The organism is Streptomyces collinus (genome assembly GCF_031348265.1).
GTDB classification, from domain to species: domain Bacteria; phylum Actinomycetota; class Actinomycetes; order Streptomycetales; family Streptomycetaceae; genus Streptomyces; species Streptomyces collinus.
The window spans coordinates 4,334,999-4,359,524 of sequence record NZ_CP133771.1; the positions used below are offsets into that span (position 1 = coordinate 4,334,999).

At 71.3% G+C, this 24,526-nt stretch carries 20 protein-coding genes and 1 tRNA gene; 14 read left to right on the forward strand and 7 right to left on the reverse strand.

The window, feature by feature from the left end; genetic code table 11:
• The first annotated feature begins 52 nt into the window (after window positions 1-52).
• A complete protein-coding gene (locus RFN52_RS19710; protein ID WP_184847913.1) occupies window positions 53-298 on the forward strand; it encodes a hypothetical protein in 246 nt (81 codons plus the stop codon).
• A gap of 123 nt (window positions 299-421) precedes the next feature.
• Here the strand turns inward: RFN52_RS19710 and RFN52_RS19715 are convergent, their stop codons facing one another.
• From RFN52_RS19715 to RFN52_RS19725, 3 genes are all read right to left on the reverse strand, one after another.
• Complete coding sequence (locus RFN52_RS19715) at window positions 422-1,651, reverse strand: PP2C family protein-serine/threonine phosphatase (RefSeq protein ID WP_184847914.1); 1,230 nt, start codon at window positions 1,649-1,651, stop codon at window positions 422-424.
• Window positions 1,652-2,071: 420 nt separating this feature from the next.
• Window positions 2,072-2,158: transfer RNA gene (locus tag RFN52_RS19720), tRNA-Ser, on the reverse strand.
• Between the two features lie 63 nt (window positions 2,159-2,221).
• Window positions 2,222-3,649 carry a S1C family serine protease gene (locus tag RFN52_RS19725; protein ID WP_184847915.1) on the reverse strand — a complete coding sequence of 476 codons (1,428 nt, stop codon included), beginning with the start codon at window positions 3,647-3,649 and terminating at the stop codon, window positions 2,222-2,224.
• A 288-nt stretch (window positions 3,650-3,937) separates the two neighbouring features.
• Between RFN52_RS19725 and RFN52_RS19730 the strand changes: the two genes are divergently transcribed.
• The 3 genes from RFN52_RS19730 to RFN52_RS19740 all read left to right on the forward strand — a co-directional run bounded on the left by RFN52_RS19730 (window position 3,938) and on the right by RFN52_RS19740 (window position 6,765).
• Window positions 3,938-4,765: a glycerophosphodiester phosphodiesterase gene (locus RFN52_RS19730; RefSeq protein ID WP_184847916.1), complete on the forward strand. Its 828-nt coding sequence runs from the start codon at window positions 3,938-3,940 to the stop codon at window positions 4,763-4,765.
• A 196-nt stretch (window positions 4,766-4,961) separates the two neighbouring features.
• Window positions 4,962-5,600 carry an ATP-binding protein gene (locus RFN52_RS19735; RefSeq protein WP_184847917.1) on the forward strand — a complete coding sequence of 213 codons (639 nt, stop codon included), beginning with the start codon at window positions 4,962-4,964 and terminating at the stop codon, window positions 5,598-5,600.
• A 175-nt stretch (window positions 5,601-5,775) separates the two neighbouring features.
• A complete protein-coding gene (locus RFN52_RS19740) occupies window positions 5,776-6,765 on the forward strand; it encodes a DUF5926 family protein (RefSeq protein ID WP_184847918.1) in 990 nt (329 codons plus the stop codon).
• 251 nt (window positions 6,766-7,016) lie between these two features.
• On the opposite strand, the gene RFN52_RS19745 is transcribed toward RFN52_RS19740, so the two are convergent.
• Together RFN52_RS19745 and RFN52_RS19750 are read right to left on the reverse strand one after the other, a co-directional pair.
• On the reverse strand, window positions 7,017-7,667 hold the full coding sequence (locus tag RFN52_RS19745) for a hypothetical protein (protein ID WP_184847919.1): 651 nt from the start codon (window positions 7,665-7,667) through the stop codon (window positions 7,017-7,019).
• A 55-nt stretch (window positions 7,668-7,722) separates the two neighbouring features.
• On the reverse strand, window positions 7,723-8,388 hold the full coding sequence (locus RFN52_RS19750; protein ID WP_184847920.1) for a bifunctional DNA primase/polymerase: 666 nt from the start codon (window positions 8,386-8,388) through the stop codon (window positions 7,723-7,725).
• 504 nt (window positions 8,389-8,892) lie between these two features.
• Between RFN52_RS19750 and RFN52_RS19755 the strand changes: the two genes are divergently transcribed.
• Together RFN52_RS19755 and RFN52_RS19760 are read left to right on the forward strand one after the other, a co-directional pair.
• Window positions 8,893-10,407: a PP2C family protein-serine/threonine phosphatase gene (locus RFN52_RS19755; protein ID WP_184853963.1), complete on the forward strand. Its 1,515-nt coding sequence runs from the start codon at window positions 8,893-8,895 to the stop codon at window positions 10,405-10,407.
• 82 nt (window positions 10,408-10,489) lie between these two features.
• Complete coding sequence (locus RFN52_RS19760; RefSeq protein ID WP_184847921.1) at window positions 10,490-11,947, forward strand: aminopeptidase P family protein; 1,458 nt, start codon at window positions 10,490-10,492, stop codon at window positions 11,945-11,947.
• A 48-nt stretch (window positions 11,948-11,995) separates the two neighbouring features.
• Here RFN52_RS19760 and RFN52_RS19765 read toward each other — a convergent pair whose 3' ends face one another.
• A complete protein-coding gene (locus RFN52_RS19765) occupies window positions 11,996-12,865 on the reverse strand; it encodes a triphosphoribosyl-dephospho-CoA synthase (protein ID WP_184847922.1) in 870 nt (289 codons plus the stop codon).
• A gap of 179 nt (window positions 12,866-13,044) precedes the next feature.
• Between RFN52_RS19765 and RFN52_RS19770 the strand changes: the two genes are divergently transcribed.
• Window positions 13,045-16,038 (forward strand): glycine--tRNA ligase, encoded by a 2,994-nt coding sequence (locus RFN52_RS19770; RefSeq protein ID WP_184847923.1) that lies wholly within the window; start codon window positions 13,045-13,047, stop codon window positions 16,036-16,038.
• Between the two features lie 185 nt (window positions 16,039-16,223).
• On the opposite strand, the gene RFN52_RS19775 is transcribed toward RFN52_RS19770, so the two are convergent.
• The gene (locus tag RFN52_RS19775; protein WP_184847924.1) at window positions 16,224-16,688 is read right to left on the reverse strand and encodes an ATP-binding protein; all 465 of its coding nucleotides are present in this window, start codon (window positions 16,686-16,688) and stop codon (window positions 16,224-16,226) included.
• 244 nt (window positions 16,689-16,932) lie between these two features.
• Between RFN52_RS19775 and RFN52_RS19780 the strand changes: the two genes are divergently transcribed.
• The 7 genes from RFN52_RS19780 to pheA all read left to right on the forward strand — a co-directional run bounded on the left by RFN52_RS19780 (window position 16,933) and on the right by pheA (window position 24,138).
• Window positions 16,933-17,751: a hypothetical protein gene (locus RFN52_RS19780; RefSeq protein WP_184847925.1), complete on the forward strand. Its 819-nt coding sequence runs from the start codon at window positions 16,933-16,935 to the stop codon at window positions 17,749-17,751.
• Window positions 17,752-17,870: 119 nt separating this feature from the next.
• Complete coding sequence (locus RFN52_RS19785) at window positions 17,871-18,614, forward strand: YcnI family copper-binding membrane protein (protein ID WP_184847926.1); 744 nt, start codon at window positions 17,871-17,873, stop codon at window positions 18,612-18,614.
• A gap of 92 nt (window positions 18,615-18,706) precedes the next feature.
• On the forward strand, window positions 18,707-19,360 hold the full coding sequence (locus RFN52_RS19790; protein WP_184847927.1) for an SCO family protein: 654 nt from the start codon (window positions 18,707-18,709) through the stop codon (window positions 19,358-19,360).
• Window positions 19,357-19,836 (forward strand): copper chaperone PCu(A)C, encoded by a 480-nt coding sequence (locus tag RFN52_RS19795; RefSeq protein WP_184847928.1) that lies wholly within the window; start codon window positions 19,357-19,359, stop codon window positions 19,834-19,836. Before RFN52_RS19790 ends, RFN52_RS19795 begins: the two co-directional genes overlap by 4 nt.
• Window positions 19,837-19,849: 13 nt before the next feature.
• Window positions 19,850-21,847: a copper resistance CopC/CopD family protein gene (locus RFN52_RS19800; protein WP_311241000.1), complete on the forward strand. Its 1,998-nt coding sequence runs from the start codon at window positions 19,850-19,852 to the stop codon at window positions 21,845-21,847.
• A 6-nt stretch (window positions 21,848-21,853) separates the two neighbouring features.
• Window positions 21,854-23,143 carry an iron uptake transporter deferrochelatase/peroxidase subunit gene (gene efeB / locus RFN52_RS19805; RefSeq protein ID WP_184847930.1) on the forward strand — a complete coding sequence of 430 codons (1,290 nt, stop codon included), beginning with the start codon at window positions 21,854-21,856 and terminating at the stop codon, window positions 23,141-23,143.
• A 62-nt stretch (window positions 23,144-23,205) separates the two neighbouring features.
• The gene (gene pheA, locus RFN52_RS19810; protein ID WP_184847931.1) at window positions 23,206-24,138 is read left to right on the forward strand and encodes a prephenate dehydratase; all 933 of its coding nucleotides are present in this window, start codon (window positions 23,206-23,208) and stop codon (window positions 24,136-24,138) included.
• The last annotated feature ends 388 nt before the right edge of the window (window positions 24,139-24,526 follow it).

A 24,526-nucleotide genomic window follows, 5' to 3' on the forward strand; every position in this document is an offset into this window, starting at 1 on the left:
GTCACGGCACGCGTAAAGCCTGGAGGGCATCACGCTCACGCCTGGCGAGCGCGTGCAGCACGGCCTGATCACCATGCCGGTCACGGGCGGCTGCGACAAGGACATCGACGGCGAGCGTGGCTTCGGGCGTCCAGCAGTGAGCGCCCACGCTCAGAGCCAGGTCATCGAGGTGCACCGCCAATTCGACGCACGGGTTCAAAGAAGGATGTTCCGCTTCTATGCCAAGGCGCTTCACCGCAACCAACAGCGCGCGAACCAACAGGTCGAGCGGGCCTTGGCGGATGCCGACACCGAGTAGATCAGGCGGTCCGGCCGACCAAGGGCGCCATCCCACCGACGTAGGAGGGGTGGCGCCTTCGTCATCCCGCCCTCTGCCTGTTCTGGATCGCTCCCGGAGACAGCGCCGAGAAGCCGCGCAGAATTACAGACGGATGACGACGAGGGCGATGTCGTCTGGGCCGCCACCAGCGACATCGAGGCGGGCCAACAGCGCGTCGGCCAGTTGGTCAGGCGAAAGGGAGCTGTCCTTGGCCAGGGCTGTGGTCAGGCGTGCCAGGCTGGCGTAGATGTCCTCGTCACGACGCTCGATGAGGCCATCGGTGTACAACACGAGGGTGTCCCCCAGGTTGTAGGCGAGGCCGGCCTGGGGGCGGGGGACATGGTGGGGGCGGGCGCCGAGCGGGGGGTCGGTCGCCTGATCCAGCAGCTCCCAGGTCCCGTCGGGGTGGAGCAGAACGGGCGGTGGGTGTCCGGCGCAGCTGTAGACGATCAGTTTGCTGCGGGTGTCGATGAGTACCTTGACGGCGGTTGCGGCCGTTGCTCCCTCCAGGGAGCGGGCGTAAAGACCGAGGACCTCCAGGGCTTGGGCAGGGCTGGGAATAGCGCGGATGGCTGCGCTGAGGGCACTGCGGAGCATGCCCATGACGGCGGCGGCATGCAGGCCGTGGCCGACGACGTCTCCGACGGCCGCGGAGTAGCGGTCGGGGGGCAGGTCGACGACGTCGTACCAGTCGCCGCACACGTTCAGTGTTGTGGTCGCCGGTAGGTAGCGCACGGCGATGTTGCTGTGCTGGTCCAGGTCAGGGGCGGAGAGCATGGCTTCCTGCAGCGTGACGGCGACCTGTCGTTCATAGGCGTGGGCCTGGCGCAGTTCCTGGTTCAGCCGGTGTAGCGCTCGGGCCCGTCCGTATAGCTCGGCTGCTATGCCCTGCTCCTGCTCGGTGAATTCCTCGGTGGGTCGGCTGGCTCGGCCCGAGCCAGCGAAGGCGGTGACGTCCTCGGTCCATTGGACGATCCACTTCACCCTGCCGTCAGGCCCGGCAATCGGAGTGTGGATCGCGGACCACCATCGCTCCTCGAAGCCACCCGGCCGGGGCATGTCGTACCGCTGCAACACCATGGTGTCCGGCTTTCCGGTGTCCAGGACGAGGCGCAGTGACGCCTTCAGATTGCGCTGCGCTTCGTCGGGGGAACCGGTGGGGTTTTCCGGCAGGGCATCGAAGAAGTGCTTCCCGATCAACTCGTCCCTGGTCCGGCCGGTGCTCTGCACGCATGCCTGGTTGACGTAGCGAATCACCAGGTCCGTGTCCAATACCAAGTACGGACTTGGTGTGGCGTCGAAGAACGCGGCGAAATCGATGTCCACTGTCATGACGCGCTCTCCAGGGGCCGCGCGCGACTGCTGGCGCTTCCAATCTACGAGCGATCCATCGTCTGGGCTCGCCAGTGGCAGATCCGGGACGCCTACGCGGGGTCAGGTGATCAAGCTGCCGACGTGAGATACGCCCTCTTGAGGGCTGGTGGGGCGGGCTGGCAGCGCGTAAGACGCCTGGTCGTGAGGGTGATCGCTGCCCAGGTGACGTGCGCCTTCGAGTTGCCGTGGATCATGACACGACCCGCTGTAAGAGCGGCGCCTGACCTGCTACTTCTCTCGTGCTCTTGGTCCACGCCCGGTCCACACACAGTGATCCACAACTCGACAGAGCCGGATCAAGGTGAGACAGGACCCACCCAGAAGGGGTGCCCCTCAGTGAGAGGCACCCCTTCTGACCTGCAACATCTATGACCTGCGCGGAGGCGGTGGGATTTGAACCCACGGTGACATCGCTGCCACGACGGTTTTCAAGACCGTTCCCTTCGGCCGCTCGGGCACGCCTCCCCGCGCCGGCCGTGATCGGCGGCGCGGGGACAAGGGTAACGGGTCGGTGCGGGCGGGTGGGGGTCAGTTGTCGCCGACGCGGGATCCCAGGGTGACCTCGGCCGTACGCTGCTTGCCGCCGCGCTCGTAGGTGATCGTGACCTTGTCGCCGGGCTGGTGGGTCCAGATCTCGCCGATCAGGGTGGGGCCGGAGTCGATGACCCGGTCGTCGAGCTTGATGATGACGTCGCCCGGCTTGAGGCCCGCCTTCGCGGCCGGGCCGCCCGGCTCGACCGGTGCCGCGCCGCCCGCGCCCTGGTCGGTGATCTGCGCGCCGTCGGAGCTGTCGTCCAGGGAGACGGACGCGCCGATCTTCGCGTAGACCGGCTTACCGTTCTTGATCAGCTCCTGGGCGACGTACTTGGCCTGGTTGATCGGGATGGCGAAACCCAGGCCGATCGAGCCCGACTGCCCCGTGCCGAAGCCGCCGTTGCCGGTGGACTGGATCGCGGAGTTGATGCCGATGACGTTGCCCCGCGCGTCCAGCAGCGGACCGCCGGAGTTGCCCGGGTTGATCGAGGCGTCGGTCTGCAGGGCGCTCATGTACGACGCCTGGCTGCCGCTGCCGTCGCTGGAGGCCACGGGGCGGTTCTTGGCGCTGATGATGCCCGTCGTCACCGTGTCGGACAGGCCGAACGGGGCGCCGATCGCGATGGTCGAGTCGCCGACGGCCACCTTGTCCGAGTCGCCGAGGGTGAGCGGCTTCAGGTCGGAGGGAGCGTCCTTGAGCTTGATGACCGCCACGTCGTAGCCCTGCGCGTGACCGACCACCTCGGCGTCGTACTTCTTGCCGGTCGGGAAGGTCGCCGTGAGCTTGCCGCCGTCCACCGCGTCCGCCACCACGTGATTGTTGGTGACGATGTGGCCCTGCTTGTCGAAGACGAAGCCCGTGCCGGTGCCGCCCTCGCCGCTGGTGCTCTCGGCCTCGATCGTGACCGTGCTCGGCAGCGCCTTGGCGGCGACACCCGCGGTCGTGCCCGGGTCGCGTTTGACGTCACCGCCGTTCGCGGAGGCCGAGACCGTCGTCGAGCCGGTGCTCTCGTCGTTGTCCCTCGCCAGCACGTAGCCGAGCCCGCCGCCGAGGCCGCCCGCCACCAGGGCGGCCACCAGGACCGCGGCGACGAGACCGCCGCGCCCGCGGCCGGACTTCGGCGCCGGCTGCTGGTACGACGAACCCCAGCCGCCCGGGCCGGACCCGGAACCGCCGTCGCCGTAGGGAGCGGTCGGCGGCGGGGGCGGGGGCCAGGACGGGTCGGGGGCGGAAGAGGAGGCGCCGGGGTGAGGTGCGTCACCGGATGCGCCCGGCCCCTGAGGGGCCTGCCCCTGGGCGTCCTGCCCGTACGGCCCCTGGGGAGCCTGTGCCTGGGGCGCCGGAGCAGCGGGAGCGTCCACCGGCACGGGGGGTGCGGACGGGGCGGGGGGTACCGCGGTGCCCTCGTTCTCGGTGCTCACAGCTTCTCTCCTAGATCCACGGCTGTTGTCCGGGTCGCACTCGGTCACGCTTTTTCACACCGGTCGACGGGTCCGGTGCGATGCAGCTGTGCTTGTCCCTTTGTATGCCGTCAGCTTTTCCCACCGGCCGTCAGAGCACCATAAGCGGTGCCTGTGCGTCCGCGGCCATTCTTTATATAGGTCATTACTGGCGAAAAGGATGCAATCCCAATGCCTCCGTCCGGACCGGCGTATCCGTCGAGTCCGTCCGACCGGACGCGTACCCGCACTCGGTGGCACCATGACGCGGTGACCCACGCACGACAGCACGTGACTCAAGTCGTCGCCCACCGCGGAGCCTCCGAGGATGCCCCGGAACACACCCTGGCCGCGTACACCAAGGCGATCGAGGACGGCGCGGACGCCCTCGAATGCGATGTGCGCCTCACCGCCGACGGCCACCTGGTGTGCGTGCACGACCGCCGGATCAACCGTACGTCCAACGGTCGCGGAGCGGTCTCCGCTCTGGAGCTCTCCGACCTCGCCGCCCTGGACTTCGGCTCCTGGAAGACGGGCGAGGCCTGGAAGGGGCGCGACGAGGAACCCGACTGGGAGCACCGCCCGGAGGACCGCGAGGCGACTTCCGTCCTCACCCTGGAGCGGCTGCTGGAACTCGTCGCCGATGCCGGGCGCCGCGTGGAACTGGCCATCGAGACCAAACACCCCACCCGCTGGGCGGGCCAGGTCGAGGACCGGCTGCTGGTCCTGCTGAAGCGGTTCGGCCTGGACGCCCCGGCCTCCGCGGACGAGTCCCAGGTGCGGGTCATGAGCTTCTCGGCCCGTTCGCTGCACCGCGTGCGTGCCGCCTCGCCGACCCTTCCGACGGTCTATCTGACGCAGTTCCTCTCACCCAGGCTGCGCGACGGACGGCTGCCCCCGGGCGTACGGATCGCGGGCCCCTCCATCCGGATCGTGCGCAACCACCCCACGTACATCGAGCGCCTGAAGACGGCCGGCCACCAGGTGCACGTGTGGACCGTGAACGAGCCCGCGGACGTGGATCACTGCGTGGGACTGGGCGTCGACGCCATCATCACCAACCGCCCGCGCGCGGTGCTGGACCAGCTCGGCCGCTGACGCACACCGTCGACCGGCGTCGGTGGCGGCGGCAGCAGCGCGGCCTGAACCTCTCAAGTCACACCAGACCCACGCACACCTCTTGACCCCGTGCCCCGACGGACGGGATCCTCCCATCTCGGCCACACCGACGGTTTCCAGCCAGGTGATTACAGGGAGTGCTCCGGCGCGTTCGATCCGTATTCGGTCGTGGTGAATGCGTCATGGGACGTGGATTGGCCGGTTTCCGGTACAGGCCAATGGGGCATCCACACCGTGGCGTGGGGCGAAGGAGGTCTCGGGGGTGGCGTTGGTGGTGGCACAGGAGGTGCCCACGTCGTCGAGCATGGCCGTTCCCCATGGCCCTGCGGGCGTGGGGAAAGCGAGACACCGGATGCGTACGCAGTTGCGCGGAGGTGGAGTCGCGGAATCGGTCATCGACGACGCCGTACTGATCCTTTCCGAACTCTTGAGCAACGCGTGCAAGCACGGCAGGCCCTTGGGCGACGCGCTGTCCGGTGACGGAGACGTCCGTGCCGCCTGGCGCGTGGACCCGGCCGGCCGGCTCATCGTCGAGGTCACGGACGGCGGCGGCCCGACCCGCCCCGCCCCCGCGACCCCGTCGGTCACGGCGCACGGCGGCCGCGGGCTGAACATCATCACCGCGCTCGCCGACGACTGGGGCGTACGCGACGACATCCGCGGCGAGGTCACCGTGTGGGTCATCGTCCACGGGGACGTCCACGACCCTGACGCGGGCCACCGCCGCGACGACTTCGCCACGCGGGTCGCCGCCCCCGCGGTCTCCCGGATACCCGGGCTGGACTTCGCGGACGCCTTCGACGACATGGACTGACGCGCACACCGGCAAGGACCGACGCGCACGCCGGCAAGGACTGAGCGTGTACGACGCCCGGGGCCGAGCGCGTACGCCGCGCCGGAAAGGCGTTGTCCACAGGGCCCGGTGACCCGGCGCACGAACGGCTAGGCTCGCGACCGTACGAGACGAGCCGTAACCGGGAGACCCATCGATGGCCAAGAAGCGACCCCAGACGAAGGCCAAGCGCCCGCAGACCACGGGCGGGGCCCGCACCGCAGGTGCTGATGGAGACGTTCCGGTCGTCGGCGCCCGTGAACCCTGCCCCTGTGGCAGCGGCCGCCGCTACAAGGCCTGTCACGGCCGGGCCGCCTCCCACGCCGCGACCGAGCTGGTGCACCGCCCCTTCGAGGGCCTGCCCGGCGAGTGCGACTGGGTGGCCCTGCGCGAACTGGTGCCGGCGGCCACGGTCGAGCTGACCCTCAAGGACGGCCTGCCCGAGGGCGTCCCCGCGGTCACGCTCGCCACGGTCCTGCCGATGGCCTGGCCCGCCCTGCGCCGCGACGACGGCTCGGTCCTGATCGGCCTGCAGAACGACACCTCCTCCGGCGACATCAGCCGCGACCTCGCCGACACGCTCCAGCGCGCCCTGGAAGCCCAGCCCGGCACGCCCGTCCAGGGCCGCCGCGCCCCGGCCGACAGCCCGCGGCTGCAGGATCTGCTCGACCCCGAGGGCGCCTTCGAGCCAGAAGTGCACAGCGGCTTCGAGTTCTGGGTGCCGGACCCGGAGAACGCCACGCCCGACGTGACCGCCTCCCTGGAGCGGGCCAACGCCGCGGCCATCCCGACCGTCAAGCTCCAGGGCGTGGACGCCGCGTACTGGTGCGAGACGCCGGAGAAGAACCACCTGCGGTGGGTCATGCCGCACGCCGAGGAGCTGCTTCTGGACGCCCTCGCGCGGCTGCACGCCGCGGGCCGCTCCAGCCTCGGGGAGGGCACCCGCCTGGTGGGCTCCTTCCGCGCTCACGGGCTCACGGTGCCGGTCTGGGACCTGCCGAGCGGGGTCACGGCCGAGGATGTGGAGAAGCCGGCGGCGGAGTTCGCCGAGCGCCTCGCCGCCGCTCTGGCGACGGACGCGCCGCTCACCGCGGAGGAGCGCCGCGCCCGCGGCGGTCTCACCAACCGGCAGGTCACGCTCAGCTGACCCCGCCCCGGCGCCCGGCCGGCCGGTCCACCGGCGGGCCGGGTCGTCGCGTCCGAAAGGACCACAACTCCCGTCGCGGACAAGCCAGTCGGTGACCGGAAAGGCGAGTTCGAATTTGCGAACCGCCGATCTCTTGTTACCGTTCCTGTAGCCCGGTTGCTGGTGCATCCCCCGTCGCCAGCAACCGGGTCTTTTCGTCTCCGCTTCCGTTCACGGAACGCAGCAGCTCCTCAACTACCCGTTTTCTAGGGCTAGTTGCTCCCCGAGCGCAGCAGCAGCGGGCCCCGCCCGCCCCGCTCGGCGAACTCCGCGACAGCCGTGTACGCCGCCGGATTCCCGCGCGCCGGCTCCCGGGGCGTCTCACACGTCCCCGGCTCGTCCTCCGCCCTCACGGCGCACGTCATCCGCACGCTCCGGTCGCCAGGACCCATCAGGCTCAGTACGACGTCCAGCGCCTCGCCCGTCGCGTTGCGGTAGTAGGTCCGCGCCCAGGTCTCGGCACCCTGCGTCACCACACAGGTCTGGGCCTCGATGCCGTCGGGCGAGGAGAGTCCGGGGCCGCAGCGCACGGCGGGCGACAGACCCGGGCCGAGTGCGGGACGGCCGGGTACGGGCGCCCCTGGCGCCTTGCCGTCGGCGGGCGGGGAGGGACGCAGGGCACCGGAACCGGACACACGGGAGTCGGCACCCACCGGCCCCGCCGTGCCCTTGAACCCCGAGGACCCTACGGAGCCCTTGGAACCCGTGGAGCCCACAGCGCCCTTGGAACCCATGGGCCCCACGGACCCCGCGGACGCCACCGCCAGTGGCAGTGCGGCCGCGCACGCCGCCACGACGCCCGCGAGGGCGAACAGTCTGGTCTTTCGGAGATCCCGGGAGCGGCCCCGGGCATGACGCCGCATGGTTCCGGAACTTAACGTGCCGGGGCGGGCGCCGGGCTCGGCGCGCCCGACAGCCCTACAACTCGGGCGCGCTCACACCCGTACGAGTGAGGGCCTCGACCACGGCGTCCACCACGGCCTCGACATCGGGCACCCACGGCGAGGCGGAGCCGGGCAGCGGCGCGCGCTCCCAGCGGATCTCGCCCTGGCCCGTCTCGGACGGGGGCAGGGCCCGGTAGCCGCCCTCGCTGTGGAAGCGGAGGGAGCCGGGCACGAAGTCCTTGGTGTAGAGCAGTTCGCCGAGCTGCTCCATGGAGTACGGCTTGACGAGGATCGCCCAGCGGGCGGAGGAAGCGACGACCGGGCCGAGCCGCATGCCCATCTGGTCGAGCGCCTTGAGGGCCCGGGCGGCCGGCAGGGCCGGCAGCGACACCGCGCAGGGCGCGTGGCCGCCCGTGGCCAGGACGATCGGCGCCGTCGGCCGGTTGCCCCACCACCAGCGCACCATGCGTTCGTCGGTGGTGGCCGCGAGGAGGCCGGGGTCGAAGGGGTGGGCGCCGGGCACCGTGCAGTCGGGGTCGGGGCAGCTGCAGCGGGAGTGCCCCTGCGAATCCGCCGCCACGCCCGGGAGTACGGGCCACTGCCATTCCGTCGCGTAGGTCAGGGCCGCGCCGATCAGCTCAGGCCTCCCGTCGCTGCCCTGGGACAGGAGCCTGCGTCGCCTTCCGAGGATCTCGCGCATGAGCGCTCGTTCCTTTCCGTTGCACGCCTGGCAACACCGTGGTCCACATCACATCATGTGTCGATCACTTCACTGTGCGTACCTGTTGGCGCATCACACCCCTGCTGAAAGCAGGGGGAACCCCTATGGGTCGAGCTTCGGGCTGCCTCCGCGGCCGTCCCGCCCATACTGCGTCTGTCGAAAGCACGGGCGTGGCGTAGGGGTGGCGAAGTATGGCGTTTGCCGTCGCGCGTATTTCTCTCCGCCTCCGCCACGGGAGGATGGGGCACGGTCGTCGGTGGATAGGACGCCCGGTTCCGTCACCAGGTTCCGGGTGGTTCCCAACCACCCCTGGCCTTCACCGAGTACGTACCCATCACGACCGTTGTGACGCTCCGTCGAGCAAGCCCAGTCGACCGCAATAAGCCGTCCCCTGAGGCAGTTTTAAGCCAACTTTGCATTTCCGCAAGAGGAAGGGGAGTTGTTCTCTCGGTCCTCATGGACACCAGGAATCCCGGCAGGACAATGCTGGACATCTCCTCACGAGTGCGTGTACATGTGGAGACACTGCTAGCGACGCAGAATGACATGGGGGTTTGCGATGCTTTTGAGCAGTACGTACCGGTTGGAAGGCCGGACGCCATGAACGCTCCGCACCCTCCGAAAGTGGCTGGAATCGATTCAACGGTTCCGGCGCCCGCACACACTGTCGCGCCCGTCGCGGCGGGTGCGTCCCCGGCCGCTCCGGCGAACCCCCCGACCCCTGCCGGCGCGGTGCTCCAGGACCGCCTCGCCGGCTGGGTCTCCGACCTCACCACCCTGCACGAACTCACCGAACGCCTGGCCCGCACGGCCGCGCTCGACGAGGCACTCCAGGAACTGCTGCGGGCCGGCGCCGCCCTGGTGGGCGCTCGGCGCGGCCTCGCCGTACTGGAACCGGGCGACGGACTCGGCCCGGACACCACCACCGGCCTGGGCCTCGCACGCGCCGACCTCGGCCACATCGAGACGGTGCCCCGCAGCGCCCTGTCCTACGGCCGGATCCTCGACGGGCTGACCGGCGGCGAGGGCGGCATCGCCGAACCGGACCTGTTCGCCGTGGAGGGGCTCGACCCCCGTCACCGCGAGGTCGCGGCCCGCCTCGGCTACGCCGCCAGCTACGCCCTCCCCCTCACCACCGACACCGCGGGCCGCCTCGGCGTCGCCGTATGGCTCTACGACGAGCCCGCCGAACCGGGCGAGCGGCAGCGCCATCTCGCCGGCCTCTACGCGCGGTACGCCGCCGAGCACCTGGCCCGCCTCCTCGAACTGGAACGCACCCGCACATCGATGGCGACGATGTCCGACGAGCTGCTGCCCGCCCGGCTGCCCCGGGTCGCCGGCGTCCAGCTCGCCGCCCGGCACCGCACCGGCCCGCGCGGCGGCGGCGACTGGTACGACGCGCTGCCGCTGCCCGAAGCGGCCCTCGGCCTCGCCGTCGGATCCGTCACCGGGTCGGGCCCGAGCGCGGTCGCGGCGATGGGGCGGCTGCGGGCGTCGCTGCGCGCCTACGCCGTGATGGAGGGGGAGGACCCGGTCGCCGTCCTGTCCGACCTGGAGCTGCTGCTGCGGCTGACCGAACCGGCCCGCTCGGCCACGGCCCTGTTCGGCTACTGCGAACCGGCCGCGCGCAAGATCACGCTGGCCGGTGCCGGGCACAGCCCGCCGCTGCTGATCGGACAGCGCCGTACCGAGTTCGTGGAGACGTCCGTCTCGGCCCCGCTCGGCATGCTCGCCTGCTGGGAGGCGCCCAGCGTGGAGATCCTCGCCGAGCCCGGAGAGACGGTTCTGCTCTACACCGACGGGCTGCTGCACCGCACGGGCGAGGCCACGGACCGCGCCTTCGCCCGGCTGCACGCGGCCGCGGCCGCAGTGCCCCGGGCCCTGCGCGGTGACCCCGGCGCGATCGCCGACCACGTCCTGCGGAGCGTGCTGCCGGACGGGCTGGACGCCGCGGAGGGTGCGGAGGACGTGGTCCTGCTGGCGGTCCGGTTCGAGTAACGCTCCTCGTCATCGCCCCGGGGCCGCTTCCGCGCGGCCGTACAGTGGACGGTGGTCCAGTGCCGTACCGAGGAGGATGACCGTGGCCGAGGAGCTCACACCGGCGACCCCGGACGAGAGCGAAGAGCCGATCAAGCAGCGGAAGAACGGACTGTACCCGGGCGTGTCCGACGAGCTTGCCGAGAACATGAAGAGCGGCTGGGCCGACACCGAGCTGCGCGACCTCGAGCCCATCGCCCAGGCCGCCGAGACCGCCGCCCGCCGGGCCGCGCTCTCAGCGCGCTTCCCGGGCGAGCGTCTGGTGATCCCCGCGGGCAACCTGAAGACCCGCTCGAACGACACCGAGTACGCCTTCCGCGCCTCCGTCGAGTACGCCTACCTCACCGGTAACCAGACCGAGGACGGCGTCCTCGTCCTGGAGCCCACGGCCGAGGGCCACGAGGCGACGATCTACCTCCTGCCGCGTTCCGACCGGGAGAACGGCGAGTTCTGGCTGGACGGCCAGGGCGAGCTGTGGGTCGGCCGCCGGCACTCCCTCACCGAGGCCGGGACGCTGTACGGCATCCCCGCCTCCGACGTGCGCGAGCTGGCCGGGGCCCTGCGCGAGGCCAACGGGCCGGTGCGGGTCGTGCGCGGTTACGACGCCGGCATCGAGGCGGCCCTGACCGACAAGGTCACCGCCGAGCGGGACGAGGAGCTGCGGGTCTTCCTCTCCGAGGCGCGCCTGGTCAAGGACGAGTTCGAGATCGGCGAGCTGCAGAAGGCCGTCGACTCGACCGTGCGCGGCTTCGAGGACGTGGTGAAGGTCCTCGACAAGGCGGAGGCGACCTCCGAGCGGTACATCGAGGGCACGTTCTTCCTCCGCGCGCGCGTGGAGGGCAACGACGTCGGCTACGGCACGATCGCCGCGGCCGGACCGCACGCCTGCACGCTGCACTGGGTGCGCAACGACGGGGCCGTGCGCTCCGGCGAGCTGCTGCTGCTCGACGCGGGCGTGGAGACGCACACGTACTACACGGCCGACGTCACGCGCACGCTGCCGGTCAACGGGCGGTTCGACGAGATCCAGCGCAAGATCTACGACGCCGTGTACGAGGCCCAGGAGGCCGGGATCGCGGCGGTGAAGCCGGGCGCGAAGTATCGCGACTTCCACGACGCCGCCCAGCGGGTGCTGGCCGAGAAGCTCGTCGAGTGGGGGCTCGTCGAGGGGCCGGTGGAGCGGGTGCTGGAGCTCGGGCTGCAGCGGCGCTGGACGCTGCACGGGACCGGGCACATGCTCGGCATGGACGTGCACGACTGCGCTGCCGCGCGGGTCGAGGCGTACGTCGACGGCACGCTGGAGCCGGGGATGTGTCTCACCGTCGAGCCCGGGCTGTATTTCCAGGCCGATGACCTGACCGTGCCGGAGGAGTACCGGGGTATCGGGGTGCGGATCGAGGACGACATCCTCGTGACGGAGGACGGGAACCGGAATCTGAGTGCGGCGCTGCCTCGCCGGTCGGATGAGGTCGAGGCCTGGATGGCGTCGCTCAAGGGCTGAGTTCCGGGTGCGGGTGCACGGGGACTGGTCGCGCAGTTCCCCGTGCCCCTATGGCATCCGGTGCACGGGGGCCGGTCGCGCAGTTCCCCGCGCCCCTATGGCATCCAGGAACAGCGTGCCCGCGAGCAGAGGGGCGCTGCCCCTGGGGCCCCAGCCGCGCGCCTGAAGGTCTGCGTCCAGGGCTGACAGCGCCGCTGCCCCCGGCTCCGTCGCCGTACCGCCCGCTTCCAGCACCCCGCGCGCTCCCGCCTGGACGTGGCGTAGCCCCATGGGGCCCGCCGTGTAGAGCAGTTCCGTGTCCTGGAGCGTGGACATCACCGTGAGCAGGGCGTTCAGGCGGGCCTGGGGCTCGGTGGCGCCCTGGGCGCGGGCCTCGACGAGGGCGGTCAGGGCGCGGCGGACGTGCGGGAATCCCGCCCTGGCCTCTCCCCTCGCGCCGGCCGCGCCGTAGCGGGCCGACACCGTGGAGCCGCGCGAGGGGCGGCGCGGGGCGCGGCGGTCGGGGTGGGACGCCAGCTGTCTGGCCAGGGCCGTGGTGTCGGCCGGTCCGGCTCCCGGTCGCAGTGCCGCGGCCGCCACCAGCAGACCGAGCGTCCACAGGGCGCCTCGATGGCCGCCGCCCGTCAGCGCCACCGTGTGTTCCGTGGAGCGGCCGATCGCGCCCAGGTCCGCCCGGAGCCGGGCGCCGGGTTCGCCGGTGCGGCGGGCCGTGGCGGCCATCGCCGTGAGGCCGGGCAGCAGTGCCCGGGCCGACCAGCGCAGGGCGCTGTGGTCCCGGCGGGTGGCCCGGGCCGTCAGGTCCCGCGGGTCGGGCAGGCCCGGCTTGGGCGCCAAAGCCAGCTGGCCGATCAGGGCGTCGACGGCGGCCCGGGCCAGGGCCTCGTCCTCGGGGTCGTTGCCGTGCTGTGTTCCCGTCATGGCACCCGGAATGTAGGGGCCTGACCCGTCAGGGGCATGAGGCCCGGCTGTGAGTCCCCTGTGCAGGAGCCCCGGCGGGCGTCCGACCGGTCGGTCAAGAAACAGCAGGTCAGCGGTAGTTGACGTATGAGATCATGGCCGACCTTGCCGGGCCGACTCGGGGAACGGGCGCGATCACCATGAAGAACGAATCGACGGCGCTGACCATGCAGGACGCCATCCTCACCCTGCAGAAGTACTGGAGCGACAACGGCTGCATGATCACGCAGCCGCTGAACACCGAGGTCGGAGCCGGTACGGCCAACCCGGCCACGGCGCTGCGGGTGCTCGGTCCCGAGCCGTGGAGCGTCGCCTACGTGGAGCCGAGCGTGCGGCCGGACGACTCGCGCTACGGCGAGAACCCCAACCGGCTCCAGACCCACACCCAGTTCCAGGTGATCCTCAAGCCCGACCCGGGCAACCCGCAGGAGCTCTACCTGGGCAGCCTGCGCGCCCTGGGTGTCGACCTGAACGCGCACGACGTGCGGTTCGTCGAGGACAACTGGGCCTCGCCCGCCCTCGGCGCCTGGGGTCTGGGCTGGGAGGTCTGGCTGGACGGCATGGAGATCACCCAGTTCACCTACTTCCAGCAGGTCGGCGGCGTCGCCTTGGACCCGGTGTCGGTGGAGATCACGTACGGCCTCGAACGCATCCTGATGAACCTTCAGGGCGTGTCCCACTTCAAGGACATCGCGTACGCGCCGGGCATCACCTACGGCGAGGTGTTCGGGCAGAACGAGTACGAGATGAGCCGCTACTACCTCGACGACGCCGACATCGACACCAACCACCGGCTGTTCGAGTCGTACGCGGCCGAGGCCCGGCGCCTGCTGGACCTGGAACTGCCCGTCCCCGCGTACACCTACGTGCTGAAGTGCAGCCACACCTTCAACGTGCTCGACGCGCGCGGCGCGATCAGCACCACCGAGCGGGCCAAGGCCTTCTCCCTGATGCGCGGCCTGACGCACGAGACGGCCAAGCTGTGGGAGCGGCGGCGGGCCGCGCTGGAGCATCCGCTCGGGCGGGCGGCGGCGCCGGCTCCGGCCGAGCGGGCCATGCTCCCCAAGGTGCCCGGCGCCGAGACGCTGCTGTTCGAGATCGGCGTGGAGGAACTGCCCTACGCCGACGTCCCCGCCACCACGGAAGCGGTGCGCGAGTCGGTCACCGCGAAGCTCGCCGCGACCCGGCTGGGGCACGGCGCGATCACCGTGATGGCCACGCCCCGCCGGATCGTGATCACGGTCGACGGGGTGCAGCCGCGCGAGCGGGACACCATGAAGACCGTGCGGGGGCCCAAGGTCGCCGCCGCCTTCAAGGACGGCGCCCCCACCGCCGCGTTGCAGGGCTTCGCCCGCAGCCAGGGCGCCGAACCGACGGACGTGCGGATCGTCGAGGTCAACGGGGTCGAGTACGTGGCCCTGACCCGGCACGAGGAGGGCCGGCCGGCCGTCGAGGTGCTCAGCGACCTGCTGGCCGAGGTCGTCTCCGGGCTGCGGGCCGGGCGCAACATGCGCTGGAGCGATCCCGGCCTGTCGTTCTCGCGTCCCGTGCGCTGGCTGCTCGCGCTGCTGGGCCGTACTCCCCTGCCCGTGGTGGTCTCCTCCCTCTCCGCGGGCGACACGACGCGGGTGCAGCGGCAGGCCCCCTACCCGGAGGTCCGGGTGACCTCCGCCGAGGGCTACCCCCACTTCCTGCACATGCACGGCATCCTGCTCGACCGGGACGCCCGGCGCGGCGCGGTCGTGCGCGGGGCCCTGGAGGCCGCCGCCGAGGTGGGCGGGCGCATCGACGTGGAGGGCCAGGCCGGGCTGATCGACGAGATCACCGACATCCTGGAGTTCCCGTACGCCGTGCGGGGCTCGTTCGACGAGCGCTACCTGGAACTGCCCGCGAGCGTACTGACCACCGTGATGCGCAAGCACCAGCGCTATCTGCCGGTGCTGGACGGCGAGCGGCTCATGCCGCACTTCGTGACCTTCGCCAACGCCCTGTGCGACGACGACGTGGTGCGGGCCGGTAACGAGGCGGTGCTGCGGGCCCGTTACGAGGACGCCGCGTTCTTCTGGCGGGCGGACCTGAAGGTGGCGCCGGAGGAGTTCCGGCGGCGGCTGGACAAGCTGACCTTCGAGGACCGCCTCGGCACGGTCGCCGACCGCGCGGTCCGGCTCGCCTCCCTCGCCCAGGACCTGGCCGGACGGGCCGGGCTCCCGGAGGAGTCGGTGGAGGTCGTACGGCGGGCCGGTGCGCTGGCCAAGTTCGATCTGGCGTCGCAGATGGTGATCGAGTTCTCCGGGCTGGCCGGGGTCATGGCCGAGGAGTACGCCCGCCGGGCCGGCGAGTCCCCGGAGGTCGCCCGTGCGCTGGCCGAGATGGAGCTGCCCCGGTCCGCCGGTGGCGCCCTGCCCGCCGGGGACGCGGGGGCCGTGCTGTCCCTCGCCGACCGGTTCGACCTGGTGACGGGCATGTTCCTGATCGGCGCCGCACCGACCGGGAGCTCCGACCCGTACGGGGTGCGGCGGGCCGCGATCGGGCTGCTCAACGTATTGCGGAGCCTGCCCGCCGTGGCCGGGGTGCGGGTGAGCGAAGGGCTGCGCGCGGCGGCCGTACGGTACGCCGCACAGGGCGTCGAGGTGCCCGCCGAGCGGGTCGCCGAGGCCGCCGAGCTCATCACGCGGCGCTATGAGCAGCAGCTCACCGACGCCGGGCACGAGCACCGGCTCGTGCAGGCCGTCCTGGTGTGGGCCGACCGGCCCGCCCACGGCGATCGCACGCTGGCCACGCTGGAGCGGCACATCGGCAGCGATGCGTTCGAGGCGCTCGCCGCCGCCTTCCAGAGGGTGGTGCGCATCCTGCCCGAGGACGGTGTCGAGGCGGCGGACGCGTCCCTGCTGACCGCGCCCGCGGAACTGCGTCTCGCCGAGAGCGCACAGGCCGTACGGCAGGCGCTGCAGGGCCGGGAGGACGACCTCGGAGCGCTGATCGAGGTCTCCGCCCCGCTGGTCGACGCGATCGGGGCCTTCTTCGACGAGGTGCTGGTGATGGACCCCGACCCGGCGGTCCGGGCGGCGCGGCTGGCGCTGCTGACGGAGGTGGCGGGGCTGGCGCGTACGACGCTGGACTGGGGCGCGCTGTAATACGCTCACCCGGTCACGGGCGATGATCCTCGTGGCCGGTAGCGGGCGGTGATCCTCAGGGGCGGTAGCAGCCGGCGCTTCTCGCAGCCGGTCACCCGCGTGCTTCGAACAACCGGTCACACGCGGTGCTTCGAGCAGCCGGTCACAGGCGGTGTTTCACGTGAAACACCGCCCCGCCGGGAAGGTCAGACAGCCATCAGCGGTGCGTCGGAACGCCACTTCAGGACCTTGTCGAAGCTCACCACGGCTCCGCCCCGGCCCGGCTTGTTGCCGATGTGGACGTGATCGGCGAGCTCCTCGATGAGACACAGCCCCCTGCCGTTCTCCGCGTCGGAGTGCGCGGGGCGGATCGGCGGACGGGACCGCCCGGCGGAAGCCGTGGGGAACCCCGGGCCCGCGTCGGCGACCTCGATCCGGCACTTCTCGCCGTCGAGATACGCGGTGACCCGGTACGCCTCCGAACCGGGGCCACGCCCCGTGTCCCCGCCGTGCTCCACGGCGTTCGCGCACGCCTCGCTCAGGGCGACGGAGAGGTCGTAGGAGATGTCGGGGTCGACGCCCGCGGTCTCCATCGTGCCGATCAGCAGGCGGCGGGCGAGCGGCACGCTCGCAGCTTCGCGCCGCAGATGGAGTGACCACCAGATGCTCATGCTCCAGCCTCCTGGCTGCGGCTCGACATACCGTTACGTATTGCCCTCAGCGCCTGTGTGTAAGCGTGAAGTTGACGTGACGCCGCCCATACGGCGGATGCGCGCTGGTCCTGATCGGTGTATGTGGGGGCAGACATCGGCGCATCTGGGAGCGTCTGGGGCCAGAGCATGACGTTCCGGTCGTAGGGCATCTTGTGGACCTGCCGCACGGGGCCTGCGGGCCCAGTGCGATGATGAGCCCGCCATGACTGCCCCCCACGCGCGCGCGACGCGCTCCGGACACACGCTCCGGATCCTGCGGGCCGCGGTGTTCGCCGCGGTCTGCGTCGTGCTGGCCGGGGCAGGTCACGCGCTCGCCTCCTGCGAGGGCATTCCGCTGTGGACGCTGGGCGCCGGATTCCTCGGGGTGGTCGCGGTAGCGGCTCCGCTCGCCGGGCGCGTGCGCTCACTGGCGGGAATCACCGGGATGCTCGCGGTCGGCCAGACGGTGCTGCACACGCTGTTCGGCCTCGGCCAGCACGGTACGGCCGCCGTCACGTCCTCGGCGCCGGCGGGCGGAGGCGACGCAGCGCTCGTCCAGCAGGCCGCGCGGTTCGTGTGCGGCGCGACGGCGGCGGCGATCAGCCCCGCGCAGGCCCACAGGATCCTCACCGAAGCCCGGGTCCAGCCGTCTCCGGGGGCGCACACGCATCTGCCCGCGGACTCCCTGTCCGAGTCGGCCTCACTGTGGCCGTCCCTGCCGATGCTGCTCGGTCACGTGCTTGCGGCGCTCGCCGCCGGCTGGCTGCTGCGCCACGGCGATCTGGCGCTGCTGCGGCTCACCGAACTGTCGGCGCAGGGAGTCGCCGAGGGGGCGCTCATGCGCTCCCTCCGGGCCGCTCTCGCGCTGATACGCGCCCTGCGCGCCGGGCTCCCGGGAGCTCCGGAGGCCCGCCCGCGCCCGGCGTGCGCCACGCGGCCCGCGCCTGCGATGCCCCGCACCCTGGCACTCCAGCACTCGGTGATCCGGCGCGGCCCGCCGACCACGACGGCTTCCGCAGCCGCATGCGCCCTCGCCGCCTGACGCGACGCGACCACCACCACTCCGCTCCCGCGGAGGAGGGGCCGCCGTCGTGCGGCACGCGCGTGTGCACGCACCCCTCCTTCCACATCCAGACCGAATCACAGCGGAGTGCTCCTTCCATGAAGGCTTCCCGTATCGCCGCGGCCGGTGCCGCCGCCGGTATCGCCGTCCTCGCCCTGTCCGCCCCGGCCTTCGCGCACGTCACCGTGCAGCCCGAGGGCACGGCCGCCAAGGGCGGCTACGCGGTCGTGAACTTCAAGGTCCCCAACGAGCGTGACGACGCCTCGACCACCAAGCTCGAGGTCAACTTCCCGACCGACCACCCGCTGGCCTCCGTCATGCCGGAGCCCCTGCCCGGCTGGAAGATCGAGGTCACCAAGTCCAGGCTGGACAAGCCGCTGGAGATGCACGGCGAGAAGATCACCGAGGCCGTCACCAAGGTCACCTGGACCGCCGACGGCAAGGGCATCGAGCCCGGCTACTTCGAGAAGTTCCCGCTCTCCGTCGGCCAGCTGCCCGAGGACACCGACCAGCTGGTCTTCAAGGCCCTGCAGACGTACTCCAACAAGGAGGTCGTCCGCTGGATCGAGGTGCCGCAGAAGGGCAAGGAGGAGCCCGACAACCCGGCCCCGGTGCTGGAGCTGTCCGCGGCCTCCGAGGACGGGCACCACGGCTCGGCGGCCGACGAGGACTCCGACGCCAAGTCGGCCGAGAAGGCCTCCGCGCACACCGCCGCCTCCGACTCCGCCTCCTCCGACGGCACCGACACCACCGCCCGCGTCCTGGGCATCGTCGGCATCGTGGTCGGCGCGGCCGGTGTCGCCTACGGCGTACTCGCCGGGCGTCGGCGCACCACCGCCTGAGGCTGCTTCCGTTGACGGCGCGCGCCGGATCCCGCCCCCGGGCGGGAGCACCCCGGCGCGCGCCGGGTCACCGACATCTGGGACATTTTTCTATGCGCACCAAGACCTTCGCCGCGGCTGCTCTGCTCGCCGCCGCCTCCCTGACCCTGACCGCCTGCGGCAGCGGCGACGACGGCAACAAGCCCGTCGCCGTGGTGTCGGAGGAGGCCGGTACCGACAAGGCCGCCACCGTCCTCGACAAGCCGTTCGAGAAGCCGGACCTGGTCCTCACCGACACGCAAGGCAAGAAGTACGACCTCCGCAAGGAGACGGCGGGCAAGCCCACGCTGATCTACTTCGGCTACACCCACTGCCCGGACGTCTGCCCGCTGACGATGAGCAACATCGCCGTCGCCAAGAAGCAGCTGCCCAAGGCCGAGCAGGACGAGCTGCGCGTGGTGTTCGTCACCACCGACCCCAAGCGCGACACCTCGGCCGAACTCGGCAAGTGGCTCAAGGGCATCGACCCCAGCTTCGTCGGCCTCACCGGCGACTTCGCGACCATCCAGGCCGGCGCCCGCACCCTCGGCATCTCCATCGAGCCGACCAAGAAGGACAAGAACGGCAAGCTCGTCTCCGAGCACGGCACCCAGGTCATCGCGTTCTCCCCGAAGACCGACGGCGGCTATGTGCTCTACGGCGAGGACGCCAAAGTCGACGACTACACCAAGGACCTCCCCAAGATCGTCAAGGGGGAGAACCCGTGAGGCGGCGACCGGGCCCGGCGGCCCTCGTCATAGCCGGCGCACTGGCCCTGGCGGGCTGCGGCGGCGCGGACTCGGGCGACTCCGGCGACAGCGGCTCCGGGAAGGCGGAACTCTCCGTCGGCTCCGCGTACATGCCGCAGCCGGTGTCCGACGACATGGCGGCGGGCTTCCTCACGGTCACGAACAAGGGCGGTGCCGCCGACGACCTGACCTCGGTCACCAGCGACATCGCCGGGCAGGTCACCGTGCACGAGACCGTCGACGGAGCCATGCAGGAGGTCAAGAGCCTGAAGATCCCCGCGGGCGGCCGGCTGGATCTGAAGAGCGGCGGCGACCACCTGATGTTCGAGCAGCTCAAGCGCAAGCCGAAGGAAGGCCAGACGGTCTCCGTCGAGCTGCACTTCGCTCACTCCGACCCCGTGAAGGTCGAGATCCCGGTGAAGCCGGCGACCTACACCCCTGAGACCGGACACTGAGGGAGGGACCACTGTGACGCTGACCATCGCCCCCCGCGTCCGGGCACTGGTGCTGCTGCTCCTGGCCGCGGCCTGCGCACTCCTCGCCGCAGCCGGCACGGCCTCAGCGCACGCCGCGGTGACCGGCAGCGACCCCGGCCAGGGGGCGGTGGTCGACAAGGCCCCGGCCCGGATCTCGCTCACCTTCTCCGAGCAGGTCGCGATGTCCGACGACTCGCTGCGCGTGCTCGACCCCGAGGGCAAGCGCGTCGACACGGGCAAGCCCTCCAACGTCAGCGGCACGACGTACGCCGTGCCGCTGCACTCGGGACTGCCCGACGGCACCTACACCGTGGCCTACCAGGTCGTCTCGGCGGACAGCCATCCCGTCGCCGGCGCCTACACCTTCTCCATCGGCGCCCCCTCCAAGACGTCCGTATCGGTCTCCGGGCAGTCGGCCGACGACGGGGTCGTGGGCTGGCTGTACGGCTTCGGCCGCTACGTGTCGTACGCCGGGTTCATCGTGATGGCCGGCGGTGCCGCGTTCGTGCTCGCCTGCTGGCGGCGCGGTTCCGGAGTGCGGCCGGTGCAGCGGTTCGTCGTCTCCGGGTGGGTCGCGCTCACCGCGGCGACCCTCGCACTGCTGCTGCTGCGCGGCTCCTTCACCGGCTCCGGGAAGGTCGCCGACGTCTTCGACCTGTCCCTGCTCGGGCAGGTGCTCCAGACCAAGACCGGCGCGGCCCTGGTGTCCCGGCTGCTGCTGCTCGCCGCGGCGGCCCTCTTCATCGCGGTGCTGTTCGGGGCCTATGACAAGCGGGAGGACGCCCAGGAGAAGCGGGACCTGACCTTCGGGCTGTCGATCGGCGGCGTCGTCGTGGCGGCCGGGCTCGCGGCGAGCTGGGCGATGTCCGAGCACGCCTCGGTCGGCCTCCAGGCGGGCATCGCCATGCCGGTCGACGTGCTCCATCTGCTGGCCGTCGCCGCCTGGCTCGGCGGACTGGGCTCGCTCCTGGTCGCCCTGTACCGCGCGCCCGCCGACACGCCCGTCGACCGGCCCGCCGTCCGCCGCTTCTCCCAGATCGCCTTCGGCAGCGTCCTCACCCTGATCGCGACCGGCACGTACCAGTCCTGGCGCCAGCTCGGCTCCTGGTCGGCCTTCACCGACACCCGCTACGGCCAGCTCCTGCTGGCCAAGATCGGCCTTGTCGTCGTCATGGTCGGCGTCGCGTGGATCTCGCGCCGGTGGACGGGCCGGCTGGCGGAGACGGCGCCGGTGGAGGCAGTGGCGGTACGTGAGAAGGAGCGGGTCGGCGCCGGGGCGGAGCCCGCCGGTGACGTGGCCACCACGGACGCCGGCGATGGAGACGCCCCTGCCACAGCCCACTCGGACACCGACACCGACACCGACACCGACACCGACACCGACACCGACGAGCATCCAGGCAGCGAACGTGCCGCGCAGCTCGCCCGGCAGCAGGCGGCCCGGGACGCCGCACGGCAGAAGCGGATGCGGGACGCGGACCCGAACCGCTTCGGACTGCGGCGCTCCGTCCTGGCCGAGGCCGGCATCGCGGTCGTGCTGCTCGCCGTCACCACCGTGCTGACGCAGACCGAGCCGGGACGCACCGAGCAGGAGGCGAAGGCGGCCTCCTCGTCGTCCGCGTCCGCCTCGTCCGGCACGGGCGCGTCCGGAGCGCTGACCCTGAACATGCCGTTCGACACCGGCGGCGAGGACGGCAAGGGCATCGTCACGGTCGACCTCGACCCCGCGCGCGTCGGCGACAACGAGATGCACGTCTTCGTGGAGCGGCCCAACGGCCGGGCCTTCGACATCCCCGAGGTGAAGGTCGAGTTCACCCTCAAAGCCAAGGACATCGGGCCCCTGCCCGTCGTCCCCGACCACATCGCTACCGGACACTGGTCGGCGAACGGAGTGCAGATCCCCATGGCCGGCGACTGGCAGGTCGACGTGACCGTGCGGACCTCCGACATCGACGAGGTGACCGTCTCCAAGAACGCGCAGATCGGCTGAACGACCATGCCTGACCAGTCCCTTCCGAAGGCCCGTACCCCCGAGGCCACCCCGGGAGAGAGGGAAGCGTCCCTTGCCCACGAGGGCATCTCACGGCGGCGGCTGCTCGGCACCGCCGGTGCCACCGGGCTCGTCCTCGGCACTGCGGGCGCCGCCGTGGGGTACGCCGCCGCTCCCTCCGAAGCCGCGGCTCCGCTCACCTCGCTCGGTACGGACCGGGCGATGTTTCACGGGAAACATCAGCCCGGCATCACCGACGGCCTCCAGGCCCGCGGCCACGTCCTCGCCTTCGACCTGGCGGCGGGCGCCGGACGCAAGGAGGCCGCCGCCCTGCTCCGCCGCTGGTCGGAGACGGCCCGGCGGCTCATGGCCGGTGAGCCGAGCCCCCACGACGACACCGACGTGGCCCGCGACGCCGGGCCCTCGTCCCTGACGGTCACCTTCGGATTCGGCCACAGCTTCTTCGCCCGGACGGGCCTGGAGAAGCAGCGCCCCACCGCCCTGGACCCGCTGCCCGAGTTCTCCTCGGACCACCTCGACAAGAACCGCAGCAACGGCGATCTCTGGGTGCAGATCGGCGCCAATGACGCCTTGGTCGCCTTCCACGCCCTGCGCGCGATCCAGAAGGACGCGGGCCGCGCCGCCAGGGTGCGGTGGCAGATGAACGGCTTCAACCGCTCACCGGGCGCCACCTCCCACCCCATGACGGCCCGCAACCTGATGGGCCAGATCGACGGCACCCGCAATCCCAAGCCGGGCGAGGCCGATTTCGACCAGCGCATCTTCGTCCCCGAGAAGGGCGAACCGGCCTGGATGGCGAACGGCTCCTACGCCGTCGTACGCCGGATCCGCATGCTCCTCGACGACTGGGAGAAGCTCTCCGCCAGGGCGCAGGAGGACGTGATCGGGCGCCGCAAGTCCGACGGTGCGGCGCTGTCCGGGGGCACCGAGGCGACCGCGATGGACCTGGAGAAGACGGACGCCAAGGGCAACCTCGTCGTCCCGATCAACGCCCACGCCCGCATCACCCGGCCCGACCAGAACGGCGGCGCGGCGATGCTCCGCCGGCCGTTCTCCTTCCACGACGGCATCGACACCGACGGGGTGCCCGACGCCGGCCTGCTCTTCATCTGCTGGCAGGCCGATCCGCTGCGCGGCTTCGTGCCGGTGCAGCGCAAGCTCGACCGGGGCGACGCCCTGTCCACGTTCATCCGGCACGAGTCGAGCGGGCTGTTCGCCGTGCCGGGCGGGGCCGCGGAGGGCGAGTACGTGGGGCAGAGGTTGCTGGAGGGGTGAGAGTCGGGCGCTGTACGGGCTTGTGGGGGATAGCGCTTCCGCAAGCCCATTAGGGTGAGGTCATGCCAGCGAGCTATGCGTATCTCGGTCCCGAGGGCACCTTCACCGAAGTCGCCCTGCGCACGCTTCCCGAGGCCGCCACCCGTGAACTCGTCCCGTACGTGTCCGTGCAGTCCGCGCTCGACGCGGTACGCGCCGGCGAGGCCGAGGCCGCGTTCGTGCCGATCGAGAACTCCGTCGAGGGCGGCATCACCACCACCCTGGACGAGCTGGTCGCCGGCGCACCGCTGATGATCTACCGCGAGGTGCTGCTGTCGATCACCTTCGCGCTGCTGGTCAGGCCCGGCACGAAGCTGTCGGACATCAAGACCGTCTCCGCGCACCCGGCCGCGCAGCCGCAGGTGCGCAACTGGCTGAAGAAGCACCTGCCGGACGCGCACTGGGAGTCGGCCGCCTCGAACGCGGACGCCGCCCGCCTGGTCCAGGAGGGCCAGTACGACGCCGCTTTCGCGGGTGAGTTCGCTGCGGCCCGCTACGGCCTGGAGGCCTTGGAGACGGGGATCCACGACGCGGAGAACGCCCAGACGCGGTTCGTGCTGGTCGGCCGGCCCGCCCGGCCCGCGGCGCCGACCGGCGCGGACAAGACCTCGATCGTGCTGTGGCAGCGCGACGACCACCCCGGCGGCCTGCGCGACCTGCTGGGCGAGTTCGCCACCCGCGGCATCAACCTGATGCTGCTCCAGTCCCGGCCCACCGGTGCGGGCATCGGCAACTACTGCTTCTGCATCGACGCCGAGGGCCACATCTCCGACCGCCGGGTGGCCGACGCCCTGATGGGTCTGAAGCGGATCTGCCTCCAGGTGCGCTACCTCGGCTCCTACCCGCGCGCGGACGTGGGTCCGGGGGATGTGCAGCCGCCTCGTCTGGGGACCTCCGACGACGAGTTCACGGCGGCGGCGGACTGGGTCGCGCGGTGCCAGGACGGCCGCTTCTAGGCCGTCGTACCTGCTGATTGTCGTTATCCACAGAAGTTTTCCACAGGTCCGCTTCTCGACCTGGGGACAAGTCGACAACGAAGCATGCGTCAGTCGACAAATCGCCCTACAGGCCCCTGATGCGTCCATCGGCGGGCAGGTCGCCCTTCGTCCACCGTTTTCCCTTGCGTAACTCTTAGGGGTGACCCATTTCCACTCGAAAGTGAGGGTAAAGCGGGTTTCCGAAGGGAATTCTGAGGGGTGGCCGGGGCTTCCGGAGTGATCAATTCCGAAGTCCACAGATCTTCCACACAGCCTGTGGATAACTCTGCGAGGGGTGTGGACCCCTGTGGACAACTCAGGCCCAAGTCCCGCTCCCCGCAGGGAATTCACGTCAACGCGACGCCCT